This window comes from Actinoplanes sp. NPDC024001 (assembly GCF_040638955.1).
GTDB lineage: Bacteria > Actinomycetota > Actinomycetes > Mycobacteriales > Micromonosporaceae > Actinoplanes.
The window spans coordinates 1-17,761 of record NZ_JBEZZB010000002.1; the positions used below are offsets into that span (position 1 = coordinate 1).

General features: G+C 69.0%; 12 protein-coding genes and 1 pseudogene. 7 read left to right on the forward strand and 6 right to left on the reverse strand.

What is annotated here, in order from left to right; genetic code table 11:
* Nucleotides 1-234: 234 nt before the first annotated feature.
* Nucleotides 235-594 (reverse strand): hypothetical protein, encoded by a 360-nt coding sequence (locus tag AB0F81_RS01160; protein WP_328465802.1) that lies wholly within the window; start codon nucleotides 592-594, stop codon nucleotides 235-237.
* Between the two features lie 9 nt (nucleotides 595-603).
* Nucleotides 604-3,264 (reverse strand): pyruvate, phosphate dikinase, encoded by a 2,661-nt coding sequence (gene ppdK / locus AB0F81_RS01165; protein ID WP_328465804.1) that lies wholly within the window; start codon nucleotides 3,262-3,264, stop codon nucleotides 604-606.
* 501 nt (nucleotides 3,265-3,765) lie between these two features.
* On the opposite strand from ppdK, the gene AB0F81_RS01170 reads away from it, so the two are divergent.
* Nucleotides 3,766-4,677: a universal stress protein gene (locus AB0F81_RS01170; RefSeq protein ID WP_328465806.1), complete on the forward strand. Its 912-nt coding sequence runs from the start codon at nucleotides 3,766-3,768 to the stop codon at nucleotides 4,675-4,677.
* 30 nt (nucleotides 4,678-4,707) lie between these two features.
* The gene (locus tag AB0F81_RS01175; protein ID WP_328465808.1) at nucleotides 4,708-4,968 is read left to right on the forward strand and encodes a hypothetical protein; all 261 of its coding nucleotides are present in this window, start codon (nucleotides 4,708-4,710) and stop codon (nucleotides 4,966-4,968) included.
* A 142-nt stretch (nucleotides 4,969-5,110) separates the two neighbouring features.
* On the opposite strand, the pseudogene AB0F81_RS01180 reads toward AB0F81_RS01175, so the two are convergent.
* The 3 genes and pseudogenes from AB0F81_RS01180 to AB0F81_RS01190 all read right to left on the reverse strand — a co-directional run.
* A pseudogene (locus AB0F81_RS01180) lies at nucleotides 5,111-5,287 on the reverse strand (DUF4839 domain-containing protein); the annotation flags it as partial.
* On the reverse strand, nucleotides 5,247-5,606 hold the full coding sequence (locus AB0F81_RS01185) for a hypothetical protein (protein ID WP_360189083.1): 360 nt from the start codon (nucleotides 5,604-5,606) through the stop codon (nucleotides 5,247-5,249). The gene AB0F81_RS01185 and the pseudogene AB0F81_RS01180, both read right to left, overlap by 41 nt.
* Nucleotides 5,607-5,796: 190 nt before the next feature.
* Entirely contained in the window at nucleotides 5,797-8,289 is a 2,493-nt protein-coding gene (locus AB0F81_RS01190; protein WP_360189506.1) for a cation-transporting P-type ATPase, read from the reverse strand.
* A 374-nt stretch (nucleotides 8,290-8,663) separates the two neighbouring features.
* Between AB0F81_RS01190 and AB0F81_RS01195 the strand changes: the two genes are divergently transcribed.
* Nucleotides 8,664-9,554: a universal stress protein gene (locus AB0F81_RS01195; RefSeq protein ID WP_360189086.1), complete on the forward strand. Its 891-nt coding sequence runs from the start codon at nucleotides 8,664-8,666 to the stop codon at nucleotides 9,552-9,554.
* Between the two features lie 117 nt (nucleotides 9,555-9,671).
* Here the strand turns inward: AB0F81_RS01195 and AB0F81_RS01200 are convergent, their stop codons facing one another.
* Entirely contained in the window at nucleotides 9,672-10,415 is a 744-nt protein-coding gene (locus AB0F81_RS01200) for a YwiC-like family protein (RefSeq protein WP_328465816.1), read from the reverse strand.
* A 560-nt stretch (nucleotides 10,416-10,975) separates the two neighbouring features.
* On the opposite strand from AB0F81_RS01200, the gene AB0F81_RS01205 reads away from it, so the two are divergent.
* From AB0F81_RS01205 to narI, 4 genes are read left to right on the forward strand one after another with little or no spacing between them, the layout of a single operon-like run.
* The gene (locus AB0F81_RS01205; protein WP_328465818.1) at nucleotides 10,976-14,596 is read left to right on the forward strand and encodes a nitrate reductase subunit alpha; all 3,621 of its coding nucleotides are present in this window, start codon (nucleotides 10,976-10,978) and stop codon (nucleotides 14,594-14,596) included.
* Nucleotides 14,596-16,197 carry a nitrate reductase subunit beta gene (gene narH, locus AB0F81_RS01210; RefSeq protein ID WP_328465820.1) on the forward strand — a complete coding sequence of 534 codons (1,602 nt, stop codon included), beginning with the start codon at nucleotides 14,596-14,598 and terminating at the stop codon, nucleotides 16,195-16,197. Before AB0F81_RS01205 ends, narH begins: the two co-directional genes overlap by 1 nt.
* Nucleotides 16,194-16,862, forward strand: a complete 669-nt coding sequence (gene narJ, locus AB0F81_RS01215) for a nitrate reductase molybdenum cofactor assembly chaperone (RefSeq protein ID WP_328465822.1) — start codon at nucleotides 16,194-16,196, stop codon at nucleotides 16,860-16,862. Before narH ends, narJ begins: the two co-directional genes overlap by 4 nt.
* Complete coding sequence (gene narI, locus AB0F81_RS01220; protein WP_328465824.1) at nucleotides 16,859-17,608, forward strand: respiratory nitrate reductase subunit gamma; 750 nt, start codon at nucleotides 16,859-16,861, stop codon at nucleotides 17,606-17,608. Before narJ ends, narI begins: the two co-directional genes overlap by 4 nt.
* The last annotated feature ends 153 nt before the right edge of the window (nucleotides 17,609-17,761 follow it).

The following is a 17,761-nucleotide window of genomic DNA, read 5'->3' on the forward strand; positions in this document are numbered from 1 at the left end:
ATCGCTTCTTTCCCACACTCTCCATGATGCTGGACATCCTCCCGGAGACCCCAGGTCCCCTGATCTTGGATGTCCGTCAAAACGGGGCAGGCCCAGATGACTGACTTCAACGGCTGACGCGGTCAGGACTTCGGCGTGGTCCCCGGCTCGGCGTCGACCGCGTCGCGGCCGGTTCAGCGCATAGCGGCGACGCTGGTATGCCGACACCAACCTTCGGAAGCTGCCGTTCATGTGTCAGCGTTCGACGACGAGCCGCTGGGCGCGAAGCAGATGAGCCCACCACGGCCGGCCGGGGCGTGCCTGACGCAGCGGCGGCCGGGTGGTGCGTTTCAGGCTGACCCATCCGCCGGGTCCCATGGTCACCGTGCCGATCGCGGGACGGCGCCGGGTAGCCAGGCCGATCGACGCGCTGACAGCGGCCACCGCGACGGTGGCGAGAACGGCCACGGTGACGGTGGTTACGTCGACGGCGGACACGAACCGCGTGCCCGCCGGCGCGGTCACGTAGGCGCCGATCTCACGGTTACCGCAGCGGACAGGCACGACCTCCGGCGGCCGAGTCGGCTGACGGTGATCATCAATGGTGGTGCGCATGGCCGCCTCCTAACGGCTTTCCGCGGCGGTGATGCCTCCGGCCGCGGCACGTCCGGCCTCGAGCCGGGCGATGGGAATGCGGAACGGTGAGCAGGACACGTAGTCGAGACCCACTTCGTGGAAGAACCGCACGGAGGCGGGGTCACCGCCGTGCTCGCCGCAGACACCGGCAATGAGCTGCGGGCGGGCGGCACGGCCGCGTTCGACAGCGACACGCACGAGCTCACCGACGCCGCCGACGTCGATCGTCTCGAACGGCGACACGGCGAACACCCCCAACTCGAGGTAGCGGCCGAAGAACGCGCCCTCGACGTCGTCGCGGGAGAATCCCCACGTCATCTGGGTCAGATCGTTGGTACCGAAGGAGAAGAAGTCCGCGGCGGTGGCGATCCGGTCGGCGGTGAGCGCGGCCCGCGGCACCTCGATCATCGTGCCGATCCGGATCGGCGGCGCGCCGGGCACACCGGCCAGTACCGTCTGCGCCTCCGCGCGGACCGTTTCAAGCTCTTGCACCGCGCCCACCAGCGGAACCATGATCTCCGGCCGCGGGTCACCGCCGACGGCGACCCGCGCCGCCGCAGCCTCGGCGACCGCGCGGACCTGCATCGCGAACAAACCCGGGACGACCAGACCGAGACGTACGCCGCGCAGACCGAGCATCGGGTTCTGCTCATGGATGCGACGTACGGCCGCCAGCAGGATCCCATCGCGGCCCGAGTCCTCGCCGAGCGCCTGAGCGCGGGCGACACGGGCGGTCAGGTCCTCCAGCGGCGGCAGGAACTCGTGCAGCGGCGGGTCGATCAGGCGCACCGTGACCGGCAGCCCATCCATCGCCGCGAACAGCTGCTCGAAGTCGGCGCGTTGCAGCGGCAGCAGTGCGGCGAGCGCGGCCGTCCGTTCGGTGTCAGTGGCGGCGAGGATCAGCTGTTCCACCAGGATCCGCCGCTCGCCGAGGAACATGTGCTCGGTGCGGCACAGCCCGACACCGACGGCACCGAACCGGCGGGCACGGGCAACGTCGGCAGTGGTGTCGGCGTTGGCGTGCACGGCGAGCCGGGCGCGGTGGTCGGCGTGGATGATCAGACGTTCCACGGCGGCGAGCAGCGGGTCGCCGTGGGCGGTCAACTCACCCTCGAAGTAGCGCACGACGCGGGAGGGACGGACCGGTACCGCGCCGGCGTAGACGCGGCCGGTGGTGCCGTCGATCGAGATGATCTCGCCCGCGCGGATGGTACGGCCGCCGACGGTGAACGAATCCGCGCCGATCTGGATGTCGTCGGCGCCGCAGACGCAGGTCTTGCCCATGCCGCGGGCCACCACGGCGGCGTGCGAGGTCTTGCCGCCGCGCGCGGTCAGGATGCCCTGGGCGGCGATCATGCCGGGCAGATCGTCCGGGTTAGTCTCCCGGCGGACCAGGACGACCGGGCCGGTCGCGGCGGCAGCGGACGCGGAGTCGAACACGACGGCACCGACCGCTGCACCCGGCGACGCCGCCACGGCGGTGGTCAGTGGTTCCGGCGCGGCGTCGAGGTCGAAGCTGGGGAACATCAGCCGGGCGAGTTGCTCACCGGTCACCCGCCGCAGCGCCTCGTCGAGGTCGATGGTGCCCTCGTCGACGAGTTGGGCGGCAATGACGAACGCGGCGGCCGGGGTGCGTTTGCCGACCCGGGTCTGCAGCATCCACAGCTTGCCGTTCTCGATGGTGAACTCGATGTCGCACAGGTCCCGATAGCGCTGCTCGAGGCGTTGCATGATCTGCAGCAGCTTGCGGTAGCTGACCGGGTCGATGTCGGCGAGTTCGTGCAGGCTCATGGTGTTGCGGATGCCGGCGACGACGTCTTCGCCCTGGGCGTTGCGCAGGTAGTCGCCGTAGACGCCGCGGCGGCCGGTGGCCGGGTCGCGGGTGAACGCCACCCCGGTGCCGGAGTCGTCACCGCGGTTGCCGAAGACCATGGCCATCACGTTCACCGCGGTGCCCAGATCGGCCGGGATGTGTTCCTGCCGGCGGTAGAGCACCGCCCGGTCGGCGTTCCACGACCGGAACACCGCGCCGACGGCGAGAAACAGCTGCTCGTGCGGCGCCTGCGGAAAGTCGCGGCCGGTGTGCGCGTTGAAGACCTTCTGGTACGCGGAGACGAGCTGCTTCAGCTGCGTCGGGCTCAGTTCCGCGTCGGTGCGTACCCCCGCTGTGGTGCGGGCGGCGGCGAGCTCGTTCTCGAACGCGTCGGCCGGCATGTCGAAGACGGTCTTGCCGAACATCTGGATCAGACGCCGGTAGGAGTCCCAGGCGAAGTGATCGTCGGCGCTGCGCTGCGCGAGACCGATCACGGTGGTGTCGTTCAAACCGATGTCGAGAATCGTCTCCATCATGCCGGGCATGGAGAACTTCGCCCCGGAACGCACCGACAGCAACAGCGGGTCGCGCGGGTCGCCGAAGGCTTTGTTCATCCGCGCTTCGACCAATCGCAAGTGGTCGTGGATCTCAGCGAGCAGCCCGTCGGGCATGGATCCGGTGTGCAAGTAAGCACGGCACGCTTCGGTGGTGATGGTGAATCCGGGCGGTACGGGAAGGCCCATCCGAGTCATCTCGGCGAGATTGGCGCCCTTACCGCCGAGCAGATCCTTGAGGTCCTTGTTGCCGTCAGCAAAGTCGTACACGTATCCGGACATCTCTCCCGCCTTCCGCTCGGCTTTGCGGGCACTCTCTCTTCGTCGTTAACCCGCGCGGGACCTGTCCTGTAGGGCACGAAGTCCCGTCTGAATGGGCCGAGGCGTGCGTCACCGGCCGACACAACCACAGGCGAACGCCGATGTCCTACCGTCGAGGTCACGCCCGGCGGCCAAGAGAACAGGATTCTCGGTGACGCCCTGTCCGAGCAGCTCGGAATCCTCCGGCAAAGCAGCACGATCGCCCCGGCCTGGAGAGCCGGCGCCTGGTCAGTGCGGCATCGACGTGCGGGCCAGTCGAATGCGGACACCCAATCGACATCAGGCACGCCCGACTCCGATCAGTGCCCCGGTATGAGGTGTTCCCCGGTGGTGAAGGACACGCCACCAGTCCTGACCATGCTGCCTGGTCCAGCCGGGACCAAAGACTCTGCCGTCGGGATCCGGCTAGGAGTGCCATAGAGATATAGGGAACGGCAGCGTGTGATTGTCGGAGGTGCCGCCATGAACAACCTCAACGGCTTCCAGGGGGAGACCGAGGCGCGCCGGCATGCCGGCCAGGTTCTTCAACCCACCCGTTTCGGGGAGGCGATCAACCAGTACCTCGCCGCCACCGGCTACCCCGACCCGTACGCCACCGTCGGGCAACATGCCGGCACGGCACCGGCCGATACCGGTCAGCAAACCAGCGGCCTGGTCGTGGTGGGCGTGGATGACAGCGCGATCAGCTGCATCGCGGTGGACCACGCGGCTATCGAGGCCGCGCTGCACAGCTGGGCGTTGCGCCTGGTGAACGTTCGGCGTAGCGCCAGCGACGAGGCCGGGGTGGCGCTGCTGCGGCGGCTTCTGGCCCGAGTCCAGGCCAGCGCACCGGAAGTCGCCGCCGTCGCCCGGATCGCCGTCGGCTCGGACACCTCCGAGGCACTGCTCGCGGAGGCGGGCGACGCCGACCTCGTGGTCGTTGGCCATCACCAGGGTGCTGCGGCGAGCGTTGTCGGGCTCAGCGTCGCCGGCCGTGTCGCCCGCAACCACACCCGTCCGCTCCTGATCGTCCGGATGCCGGGCTGGCCGGCCGAGTTCGGGGCCCGGCCGCTGATGGTGGCTGTCGACGGGTCCCCGGCGTCGCGCAAGAGTGTCCAGTTCGCGCTCGACGAAGCACGGGTCCGCGGCTGCGACGTCACCCTCCTGCACCTGATCGGTTCCGGAACGGACCTGGCCCGCCGTCACGAGATTTTGGGTGGCGTGACCGTCCGTCACCGGATCCTAGGCGGGGATCCCGTGAACGCGTTGGTGGAGGCGTCCGACGCCGCAGCGGCGATGGTGATTGCTCAGCACGGGCTGTCCGCACCGCTGCTGGAGATGGCGGCTCGCGTGCTGCCCCAGAAGGCGCTGTGCCCGGTGTTCCTGGTGGGTTGACGCTGCTTGCGGTGAAGAGCAGGAGGAATCATGGAAGCCCTGCTGGTGGTGGTCCTCCTCCTGCTGTTCATCCGCAGCGCCGATTTAGTCGCACAGTTCCTCGCATTACGGCAGCCGGGACCAGCAGGACCACCGGCCAGTTCCGGCGATCCGTGTTCATCGGCCGGTCTCGTGCGCTCTCCGGCAACCGCGCTTGACTTGGAACGGGTTCTGCTTGACCGGTTGTTATCCGGCGACATCGGGCAGGAGGAATATCGGGCCGCCATGGCGGACGCGGCGCGACTCAGGTAGCTCGGTTGGTGGCCCGTTGATCCGCCCGGCTGCTGTCGTGCTGGTCGTCGTCGTGCTCGTCGCGGGCACCCAACCGGCAAGGTTGGTCTGCGGAGAGGTGCGGGCAGCCAGCCGGCAGCGACCTAGTCCCGGGGCGTCTCGGCTACCGGACTACGGTTGAGACCGGCTGCAGGTAGAAGAGGCACTGGACGGGGTTGAACTCGACCACCTTGGCGACGAAACGGAACTTGTCGCCTTCGCCTACGGCGGAGGGGATCGTGTCGCCGGCCAGGTTCAGGTCACCGACGTTGACGTCCTCGTACTTGAAAGCCGGACCTTCTGTCGTTTTCGGGCCCTTGTTGCCAGGTCCGAGGAGGAGGTCGTACCGGCTGTCGTACGGGCTTCTGCTTGCCTGGGCTGCTCAAGGCAGAGGTGATGCCGCCGACGACGGCCAGGACCGCGAGGACGGCCGCTCCCGCCCCGATCAGCAGCCACGGCACCGGCTTCTTCGGCCGGCGGAACTTGAGGGTCGAACGCAGGGTGCCCTGGCTCTGTTCCACGGGTTCCCAGCCGTCGTTCTGCATCCTGGCGATGGCCCGGCCTTCGGTGCCCCGGATTGCCTGTTTGGTCTCGTAGTCGTACTTGATCTCGTCGGCCATGCAGCTCCGCGCCCCCTGAACACACTGATGACCGCAACGGCCTCGCGAGTATAGGAGGCGTCGGCGAGCAGCCGGATCCGCTGACGGTGCGCCCGTGGGCCTGCTTGATTCACAAGGCCGCCGTCGGGATTGTTGCACGCGTTCGGAAGCTGCAGGAGCCTGGTGATCCGAGTGGTGTCCGGTAGGCACGTCATTGCGATGGCCGGGCGACCCGCCGCTGTCCCGCGACCCGCAACAGCAGACCGGGGACAGCAGCAACGGCGGTGCAGGCGAGGATCGTGGCGGCGGTGAGTGGTTCGGTGCCGAGCAGGCCCCGCAACGGTGCGGCGGCGACTCCGGCGACCTGCAGGAGCGCGCATACGGCTACGGCGGCGATCAGCGACCAGTTCCGGGCGGTGCCGGAGACGGCCGTGGCCCGCACGGCAAGGGCGACGCCGAGTTGGGCGAGCCCGAGCACGAGGAACATCACCGACTGCCACGGCAGGCCGAGCTGGCCAGCGAGCATACCGGCCGTGAGAGTCACGCCCGCTAGCAGACCTGCACCGGTTAGGACGCCGCGTAACAGGCCGGCGCCGAGGACCGACTCCTGCGGTGAGCGGGGCGGTCGCTGCAGCACGTCGGCTTCGGTGGGCTCGGCACCGAGCGCGACCCCGGGCACGCCGTGGGTGAGCAGGTTGATCCACAGCAGCTGGGCGGGCAGCAATGCCAGTGGCATTCCCAGGAACGGTCCGGCGAGCATGACCAGCAACTCGGCCACTCCGCCAGCAAGGGCGTAACGCAGGAACCGGCGGATGTTGTCGTAGATTCGGCGGCCTTCGCCGATCGCAGCCACCACCGTGCCGAGGTTGTCGTCGACCAGGACGAGGTCGGCGGCTTGCCGTGCGACCTCGGTACCGTCGCCCATGGCGACGCCGATGTCAGCGTGGCGCAGCGCGGGCGCGTCGTTCACGCCGTCACCGGTCATCGCGACCACCTCGCCCCGGCGCTGCAGGGCGGCGATGATGTCGAGCTTCTGCTCTGGCTGCGTGCGCGCGAACACGCGCACCCTGGTGATGTCCGCGTCGGTCAGCGGGCCGCGGTCACCGCTGACGACAGCGTCGCCCGCGGCGAGGATGCCGAGCCGGGCGCCGATCGCGGCCGCGGTTCCCGGGTGGTCACCGGTGATCAGCAGCAGCCGTACGCCGGCACGTTCGAACGCCGTTGCGGTCTGCTGGGCGGTGGCCCGTAGGGGGTCACCGATCCCGACCAGCCCGGCCGGACGCATCGGCGGCGGACTGGCCGGGTCGGGCCGGCCGCGGGTGGTGGCGGTGGCCACGGCCAGCACCCACAGCCCGTCCGCGGCCAGTTGTGCCGCGGCCGCCAGCAGCACGGCGTCGTTGTCGGTCTCGAGGATGTATTCCGGGGCACCCTTGCGCACCAGCAGATAGCCTCCGTCAGGCAGCTCGTGTGCTGTTGTCATCTGGCGGCGGGCCTGCTCGAACGGCTGCTCGGCTACCCGCGGCGTGGTGGCCCGTTCAGCATTCGGGTCCAGGTCGCAGCGGGCGGCGAACGTGAGCAGCGCGGCCTCCATCGGATCACCGGCTGCCGCCCACTGCGCACGTTCATCGTCCGGTGCCAGCAGGCTTGCGTCGTTGCAGAGCGCCGCGCTACGCGCCAACTCCACCAGGTCCGCCGGGATCGCTGTGGCTCCGTCGGGGCCGGTGACCGTGCCGTCCGGCACGTACCCGGTTCCGGAGATCGTGTACCGGGCACCGTTCGCGGTGACCGCCTGCTGCACCATCATTCGGTTTTCGGTGAGCGTTCCGGTCTTGTCGGAGGCGATCACAGTGACCGACCCGAGCGTTTCCACCGCGTGCAACCGGCGGGGGATCGCCCGGATGCGGGCCATCCGCCGCGCGCCGAGCGCCAAGGCGAGGGTGACGACAGCAGGCAGGCTCTCGGGGACTGCCGCGACGACCAGACTGACGGCGGTGATCGCCATCTGCGCCACCGGCCGACCGGCAAGCATGCCGAGGAAGAACACCAGCGCGGACACCGCGACTGCGGTTACACCGAGCATCCGGCCGAGGGCGACCAGGCGACGCTGCAACGGGGTCGGCCCGGATCTGGTGTTGGCGACGAGGTCGGCGATGCGCCCTAGCGCGCTGTCCGCTCCCGTGCGTAAGGCCGTGCCGGCAGCACGCCCGCTGATCAGGACGGTGCCCCCGCTTGCGATGTCCGCCACCTGCCGGTGCATCGGGACGGACTCGCCGGTCAGCGACGACTCGTCGAACGCGGTCCGCTGCGCCTCGGTGAGCTCCAGGTCTGCGGGCACGATGTCCCCGGCTTCGAGACGCACGTGATCACCAGGTACGAGGTCAGCGGCCGGCACGATCTGGTCGCGGCCGTCTCGGACGACCCGGGCGACGGGTGCAGCAAGCTGGTTCAGGGCGGCGACCGCCGCGTCCGCGCGGACCTCCTGGATCACTCCGATCGTCGTGTTCACGGCGACCACGAGGACGATGATCAGCGTGTCGGGAAGGTCACGAAGGACCGCGGTCACCGCCCCGGCTGCAAGGAGTAATGCCACCAGGGGGTCCGCCAGTTGCCGTCTGGCCCGTCTGGCGATGCTCCGCGGCGGTGGCACGGCGGTCGTGTTCGCGCCGTGGGCGGCAAGACGTGCGGCCGCCTCCGCGCTCGACAGTCCACCGACCCGTGGTTTGGGATGTCTCGATGTGGCTCATCGTCACCGCAGCCCTTCCGGCGGGGCGCCGTCCCATCCAGCGTGGGCCTCGGCAGGGCGCTGGCAACAGAGTCGGTAGTCCTGTGCGCGGCGTGGAATCACCAGCCGGCCAGCATCCGCCGCGGGCGGCGTACCCGCCGGCGGCCCTGTCTCCAACGGGAGGCTTGGGCCCCCGGCAGGTATGCGCCTCTGCGTTCAGACTCGGCCCCGTCGTCGACTCGCCGACAGAGCCCACGGATTGTCTGAGCGAACGGGGCGTAGCAGGCCTTTCGGCTCCGTCCTCCGATGCCAACCGGCCGTGCCGGTCTCATGGATGAGCGGCTTAGCGTGCGAGTATGCAGACGATCGCGTCGGTCACAGAGAAGCTGTCCGTGGTGGTCGGCGTGGATGACCTGCCGACCGCCCTGCACAGTGTGGATATTGCCGCCGATGAGGCGGTACGCCTCAGTGTGCCCCTGGTGATCGTGCATGCCTGGCCCGGATGGCACCGCGGTACCCGCTATCGGGCGGTAGCTGCGGACCGCAAGGATGGACGGCATCTACTCGACCTCGCTGTCCAGCGCGCCGAGCATGCCCATCCCGGCCTGCCGGTCCGCGCAGAACTGACCGACGACAGCGGCGCCAAAGCGTTGCTCGAGCGCTCGGGGCAGGCTTCGCTGCTCGTGATCGGTCACCGGGACACTGCCGGACGCCGGCTTGGATGGGGCCCGACCGCGACATACCTGGCGCATCACAGTTCCTGCCCGCTGCTCGTCCATCAAGGCCCGGCCACGTCGCGGGGGCCGGTCGTACTGGCGGCATCCGGCCGTCATACCGCGACTATGGAACTGGCCTACGACTTCGCCGCCCGAACGACGTCCCCTTTGGTGGCCGTGCACGTGTGGACCGCTGGCCACCCCGGTCAAGCGCGTGACAGCGGCCGAGGCGCGGCCGAACGTCGACTCGCTGACGTACTCGCCGTGGGCGGTGCACGGTGGCCTGACGTCGAGGTTGAGCGACTACTCATCAATGAGAACGACATCGCCTACACGGTGCAGCGGGCGATGCGGCGGAGCCGTCTTCTGGTGGCCGGCGTGGGGCACAAGGGCTGGACTATCGAAGTTGCCCGCCGTTCCACGTTTGCCGATGTCGGTACGCGCCAGGCCTGCGCGGTCCTGCTCGTCCCTCCGGGATGGCCGAGCGGGCTGCTGGCACAGGCCGCGTCGGCCAACACCGCTCGATGCTGACTGCATCAAGCGCACGAGGTGCGTGGGCCGGATAGCGGTGTGGCGAAACGCGCCCGTTCCGGGTGCCGCGTTCGGGCCGCCGGACATCGATCGCAGCACGCCACCGGCACTCGCGTCCTACGGCATGGCGAGGGCGGCAACCGTCAGCACCAGAACACTCGCCCCGATCTCGATCAGACCGACCTGCTTCGGGCTGAGCGGGCGGCCGGGCAGCAGCCAGGCGCGGGCCAGCAGCAGCACGAAAATCAGCGCCGATCCGACGCCAGTCAGGCTTGCTGCCGCAAACGCGACAAGGTGGTAGCCGACGGAGGCCCGCCGGTAGGCGACGACGCCCCGTTCCCGGATCATCGTCTTCACGTAGAGCACCGTGCCGGTGAAGTAGAGCAGCACGAGCAGGAAGGGCACGAACACCCGATCCGCCGGTACCTCGGCGATGACGGCGATGACCGGGATCATCAGGCAGCTCTGGACGACCGATGCCAAGTCGTTGGGGAGCGCGCGTTCGCGGCGTCGCAGGGCATACCAGCCGTTGATGGCGAGCAGCAGCACGTACGCGGGCGCGAAGAACAGTACCCGCGGCCGGGCGAGCAGGACTGGAACGGCGAGTACGACGGTGATCAGGCCGTACCAAAGCAGCTGTGCCCGGACTCGGCTGGGCCGGCGAGTTTTGATGGACTGGAAGGCGAAGTAGGAAAAAACGTAGCCGCTTAGCCAAGCGCCGAACAACGGCAGATCCGGCCAGCGGAAACCAGCGGTGAGCAGACCGACAAGGTACGGCACCAGCAACATCGCCCACGCGCCGTGCTGCGGTGGAATGTATCGGCGCATGCTGCGCCGACGGCTGGGAACGGGACGGCTCATGCCACCCTCAGCTCGAACCGTCGTGCGGCCCGCAGCACCGATCGTTGCGTGCAGGGAGGCATCTTCCACGCGTTGCAAGCTATGGCGTCGGAGGGCCCTAAGAAAGGGTCTTCCGGCCCGCAAACGTGACTGCGGACAACCATCGCAGGCAGCCGCACGTCAATCGATGATTCCGTTGAGCACCATGAGTGGCCCGCCGACAGTGAAGTGTTCTCCAGTAACGGAGACCGCACCGGCCGGGCGCCGCTTGGTCCGCAACGGCACGCCGATTTTGGCCGCCGAGTACAGCGGGAGAACCGCGACGCGTCGTGGCCTTGCGGCAGACGACTGGCCGCTCCGTTCCGGCGCTGCACTGTTCGGCGGTTGTGGGCGACGAGTTGCGACCGCTGCCTCTCCGACAAGTTCGGGACTTTAGTCCCCTACGAAGCGGGACCGGCGGCTCAGGCCAGTGGCAGTGCGTTCGAACAGGCTGATCTTGCGCCGGGCGACCGTCCGGTGGCTGGTCCACGGCGAAGGAAGACACCGTGTCACGAGACCCCTCGACGGACACCGTTCCCGGTATGGCTCCGCTGCTGGCGGCGCGCCGCTTCCTCACCCGGGAGACGGTCGGCGACCACGGGCGGACCCTGCATCAGGTCGACGGCAACGACTGGGACGCGTTCTACCGGGACCGGTGGCGTTACGACAAGGTGGTCCGGTCCACCCACGGGGTCAACTGCACCGGCTCCTGCTCGTGGAACGTCTTCGTCAAGGACGGGCTGATCACCTGGGAGCACCAGGCCACCGACTACCCGACGACCGGGCCGGACGCCCCGGACTACGAGCCGCGCGGCTGCCCGCGGGGGGCGAGCTTCTCCTGGTACGAGTACTCGCCGTCCCGTGTGCGTCACCCGTACCTGCGTGGGGTTCTGGCGGAGATGTTCCGTGAGGCGCGGCAGCGGCTGGGTGACCCGGTGGCCGCGTGGGCGGAGATCGTGGAGACCCCGCTGAAGGCCCTGGCCTACAAGTCGCAGCGTGGCCGTGGCGGGTTCGTGCGGGCCGGCTGGGACGAGGCGATCGAGCTGGTGGCGGCTGCGCACGTCTACACGACGAAGAAGTACGGGCCGGACCGGGTGGTCGGGTTCTCGCCGATCCCGGCGATGTCGATGGCGTCGTTCGCGGCCGGCACCCGCTATCACGCGCTGCTCGGCGGAACCCTGCTCAGCTTCTACGACTGGTACGCCGACCTGCCGATCGCCTCCCCGCAGATCTGGGGTGACCAGACCGACGTGCCGGAGGCGGGGGACTGGTGGAACGCCACCTACCTGATGATGTGGGGTTCGAACATCCCGGTGACCCGGACGCCGGACGCGCACTTCCTGGCCGAGGCCCGTTACAAGGGCACCAAGGTGGTCGCGGTGTCGCCGGACTACGCGGACAACGTGAAGTTCGCCGACGACTGGCTGGCGCCGCATCCCGGAACCGACGGCGCGCTGGCCATGGCGATGGGGCACGTGGTCCTCAAGGAGTTCTTCGCCGACCGCGAGGTCCCCTACTTCGCCGACTACGTCCGCAAGTTCACCGACCTGCCGTTCCTGGTGACCTTGCGCAACACCGGCGAGGCGTGGGCCGCGGACCGTTTCCTCACCGCCGCGGACCTCGGTGATCCGGACGGTGCGCACAAGACGGTGCTGATAGACGAGCGGACCGGTGAGCCGGTGGTGCCGAACGGTTCGCTCGGCTTCCGCTACGGCGATGCCGGCGCCGGCCGTTGGAACCTTGATCTCGGGGACGTCGTTCCGCAGCTCGGTTTGGACGTCGACGGGGAGACGGTCGAGATCGACCTGGCGCGGTTCGACGAGGGTGAGACCGAGGGCGGTACCACGATCCGTCGCGGCGTGCCGGTCCGGTGGATTGGCGGGCACGCCGTCACCACGGTCTTCGACCTGGTCATGGCCCAGTACGGTGTCCGTCGCGGCGACCTGCCCGGCGAGTGGCCGCTCGGCTACGCCGACGCTGACTCGCCGAACACCCCGGCCTGGCAGGAAAAGATCACCGGCGTGCCGGCCATGCTCGCCACCCGGATCGGCCGGGAGTTCGCGCGCAACGCCGAGCGCAGCAACGGCCGGTCGATGATCGTCCTGGGTGCCGGGGCGAACCAGTGGTTCCACTCCGACATGACCTATCGGGCGTTCATCACGCTGGTCACGCTCACCGGCTGCCAGGGTGTGAACGGTGGTGGCTGGGCGCACTACGTGGGTCAGGAGAAGGCCCGGCCGATCACCGGCCAGCAGCACATGAGCTTCGCCTTCGACTGGCAGCGGCCGATGCGGCACCAGGCGTCCACCCCGTTCTGGTACCTGCACACCGACCAGTGGCGCTACGAGCGGGTCCCGGCCGACGAGCTGTCCTCGCCGCTGGGCACCGGGCGGTTCACCGGGATGGCGTTCGCCGACACCGTCGCCGCCGCCCAGCGGATGGGCTGGAGTCCCGGTCACCCGTTCTTCAACCGCAACCCCCTCGACCTGGCCCCGGCCGCCGCAGCGGCCGGCAAGCCGGTGCAGCAGTACATCGTCGAGGAGCTGCAAGCCGGCCGCCTCAAGCCCGTCGCGGAGGACCCCGACGACCCGGCCAACTTCCCGCGCTGCCTCACGCTCTGGCGGGCCAACCTGCTCGGCTCCTCCGGCAAGGGCAACGAGTACTTCATGCGCCACCTGCTCGGCGTCGACGGCACCGCCACCGCCACCGAGTGTGAGCCCGGACAGCGGCCGCGCGACGTGACCTGGCGGCACGAGGCGCCGGTCGGCAAGCTCGACCTGCTCACCGCGATCGACTTCCGGATGACCAACACTGGCCTGCATTCTGACCTGGTCCTACCTGCCGCCACCTGGTACGAGAAGCACGACATCTCCACCACCGACATGCACCCGTTCGTGCACGCGTTCAGCCCTGCCGTCGACCCGCCCGGCGACGTGCACACCGACTACGACACGTTCCTCGCGCTGGCCGACAAGGTCAGCGAGCTCGCCGTCGACCATCTGGGCGTACGGACGGACGTCCTGGCCGCGCCGCTGCAGCACGACACTCCGGATGAGCTGGCCATGCCCAGCGGCCGGGTCCGCGACTGGAAGTTCGGCGAGTGCGATCCGATGCCGGGCCGCACCATGCCCAAGCTGATCGCGATCGAGCGGGACTACACGCAGATCGGCCGCAAGATGCGGACCGTCGGCCCGCTGCTCGACAAGCTCGGCACCACCACCAAGGCGATCACGGTCGACGTCAATCCTGAGATCGACTACCTCAAGCACCAGAACGGCGTGATCGACGGCAGGCCTTCACTCGCCACCGCCGACCGGATGTGCGAGGCGATCCTCGCCTTCTCCGGCACCACCAACGGCCGGGTCGCCCACGCCGGATTCGCCGAGTTGGAGAAGCGCACCGGGCAACGGTTCGCCGACTTCATCGAGGGCCACGAGAACGACCGGATCACCTATCCGGAAACCCAGGAAGCCCCGCAACCGGTTTTTACCAGCCCGGAGTGGTCCGGCTCGGAGAAGAACGGCCGCCGCTACTCGCCGTTCACGATCAACGTGGAGCGGCTCAAGCCGTGGCACACGATCACCGGGCGCCAGCACTTCTTCGTCGAGCACGACTGGGTCGCCGAACTGGGCGAGCAACTACCGGGATTCCGACCGCCGCTGAACATGGCCCGGCACTTCGGCAAGCCGGGCGACGCCGTGGACGGGGGAGTGACCGTACGGTTCCTGACCCCGCACGCCAAGTGGTCGATCCACTCGATGTACCACGACAACGAACTGATGCTCGCCCTCTCCCGGGGCGGTCCGGTGATCTGGATGAGCGTCCCGGACGCCCTCAAGGTCGGCGTCGCCGACAACGACTGGATCGAGGCGCACAACCGCAACGGCGTCGTGGTCGCCCGCGCGGTCGTCTCCCACCGGATGCCCGAGGGCACGGTCTTCCAGTACCACTCGCCGGAACGCACCGTGAACGTCCCCAAGGCCGAGAAGTCCGGCCGGCGCGGCGGCTACCACAACTCGATGACCCGGCTGCTGATCAAGCCGACCCATCTGGCCGGCGGCCACGCCCAGCTCACCTACGCCTTCAACTACTACGGCCCGATCGGCAGCCAGCGCGACGAGATCACCGTGATCCGCCGCCGCCGGCAGGAAGTGGAGTACTGATGCGCATCCGCGCGCAGGTCGCCATGGTGATGAACCTGGACAAGTGCATCGGCTGCCACACCTGCTCGGTCACCTGCAAGCAGACGTGGACCAACCGGGAGGGGACCGAGTACGTCTGGTTCAACAACGTCGAGACCAAGCCCGGCATCGGCTACCCGAAGCACTACGAGGACCAGGAACGCTGGAAGGGCGGCTGGAAACTCGACGCGAAAGGCCGGCTGGTGCTGCGCTCCGGCGGCCGGGCCAAGCGGCTGTCCCGGATCTTCGCGAACCCAGACCTGCCGAGCATCGACGACTACTACGAGCCGGCCACCTTCGACAAGGACATCCTGGTCAACGCACCGGGCGGCCTGGCCGACACCCCGGTGAAGAAGCCCTACTCGCAGCTGACCGGCGAGCCGATGAAGATCGAGTGGGGCGCGAACTGGGAGGACTCCCTCGGCGGCAGCACCTTCGAGCAGGACCCGAACCTGAAGAACATGACTGAGAAGGTTCAGTTCGAGTTCGAGAAGACCTTCATGTTTCACCTGCCGCGGATCTGCGAGCACTGCCTCAACCCGGCGTGCGTGTCGGCGTGCCCGTCCGGCGCGATGTACAAGCGCGAGGAGGACGGCATCGTCCTGGTCGACCAGGACCGCTGCCGGGGCTGGCGGATGTGCGTCTCGGCCTGCCCGTACAAGAAGGTCTACGTCAACCACGCCACCGGCAAGGCCGAGAAGTGCACCTTCTGCTTCCCGCGCATCGAGGCCGGGCAGCCCACCATCTGCAGCGAGACCTGCGTCGGCCGGCTGCGCTATCTGGGCATCCTCTGGTACGACGAGGACGCCGTCCTTGCCGCCGCATCAGTCCCCTCGGACGCTGACCTGCTGGATGCCCAGCGATCGGTCTTCCTCGACCCGTTCGACCCGGCCGTGCAACAGGCGGCCCGCGACGCCGGCCACCCGGACGAGTGGATCGAGGCGGCGATGGCGTCGCCGGTCTGGAAGCTGATCAGCGAGTACCGGATCGCGCTGCCGCTGCACCCGGAGTACCGGACGCTGCCGATGGTCTGGTACGTCCCGCCGCTGTCACCGGTGCTGGACGCGGCCGGCGCCGCTGGGCGCGACGACACCGACGCTGACGACATCTTCCACACCATCCAGGACCTGCGGATCCCAGTCGAATACCTGGCGTCGCTGTTCACCGCGGGCGACACCGAGGTGGCCGGCGGAGTACTGATGAAACTCGCCGCGATGCGGTCATACATGCGGGCCCGCACCCTGGACGGCACCGTCGCCCAGGAGATCCTCGACGGCATCGGCATGACGGGCGCGCAGGTCGAAGCCATGTACCGGCTCCTCGCCATCGCCAAGTACGACGAGCGGTACGTCATCCCGGCCGCCCACGCCAAGGACGCCGCCGCCCTCGAAGCTCAGGCCGCCGCCCAACCGGACTGCTCACTGGACTGCGAGGGCGGCCCGGGCATGGGCGGTGAGGCCGTCGTCGAACGGTTCCACCTGGTCGACGCCGAACAGGTACGCCCGGGGCGGCCCGGCCTGTTCTCCCGGCGCGGCGACGGCCGGCGTGGCCTGACCATCAACCCGCTGCGGGGCCGGTCATGACGTTGACATCCGCTCGTCCCACCGCATCGGTCCTGCCGGCCGAGCGGGCCCGGATCTTCCAGCTCGCCTCGCTGCTACTCACCTACCCGGACGACGAGCTGCTCACCGCCGGTCCGCAACTGCGGACGGCCGCCGCCGACCTCCCACAGATCCAAGAGTTCTTGGACTGGCTGCTCACCGCCAGCCCGACCGAGGCGCAGCGCCACTACGTGCAGACGTTCGACCTGCGGCGCCGGTCAGGGCTCTATCTGACCTACTACCTGCACGGTGATACCCGCAAGCGCGGGATGGCGCTTCTCATGCTCAAGCAGCGCTACCGCGCCCGCGGGCTGCGGCTCGCCGACGGGGAACTTCCCGACCTGCTACCGATCGTCCTGGAGTTCGCGGCCACCGTCGGACCCGGTGACGGCGAGGCGCCACTGCGGCAGCACCGGCAGGGCATCGAACTGCTACGAGCAGCACTGCACGAGACGCGCACGCCGTACGCCAAGGTTCTGGACGCGGTCTGCGCCGCCCTGCCTGATCTCACCGATGACGACCGCGCCGCGATCGCCGCCCTCGCCTTCGACGGCCCACCGGTCGAGACCGTCGGCCTCGACACGATCGGCCTCGGACCCGACCTGTCCGCCTACCCCGCCTGCTCACCCGCGGAGGCCTCGAGATGAACGTTCTGCTGTGGGTCGTGATCCCGTACGCCTGCCTGGCGGTGTTCGTGGCCGGACACGTGTGGCGGTGGCGGCACGACCAGTTCGGCTGGACCACCCACACCAGCCAGCTCTTGGAGAACCGCCTGCTGCGGCTCGGCTCGCCCCTGTTCCACCTGGGCGCGTTCGGGGTGATCGGCGGGCACGCGATGGGCCTGCTGGTTCCCGCCTCGTGGACGGAAGCACTGGGGATCTCGGAGCACACCTATCACGTGGTGTCGGTCACCGGCGGCACGGTCACCGGCGTGATGCTGGTGGCCGGCCTGGCGCTGCTGATCGCGCGCCGTTTCGTCGTCAGCGGCCGGGTCCGGAAGGTCACCACGACCATGGACAAGGTTTTGTACGTGGCGCTGGCGGCCATGGTGGTGCTCGGCATGAGCGGCACCGTCGTGATCAACCTGTTCGGCGAGGGATACGACTACCGGGAGACGATCGCGGTCTGGTTCCGGGGCATCTTCTGGTTCCAGCCGGATCCCGCGCTGATGACCGGGGCGCCGCTGGTCTTCCAACTGCACGCCCTCGGTGGGTTCCTGTTCCTGGCGCTCTGGCCGTTCACCCGCCTGGTGCATGTGTGGTCCGCGCCGATGGCGTACCTGTGGCGCCCGTACGTCGTCTACCGCCGCCGGCGCGGCCCCGCCCCCGCCGCCCAGCAGGCGCCCGCGGCGGTCCGCGACGCCACCCGCCACCCGGCCGTCAACAGGCAGTGACCCGGCGCGAACCCGGGACTTGTGGCCTGTTGCGCCGGGACCGGCGACTCGGGCATCGAGATCGATGATCGACCAGGCTGAAGGTGTCGGGAACCGCATCTCAGTATTGATCGATACGGCGGGTCCGACCGGCGCCTGCGGGACATGCTCGAA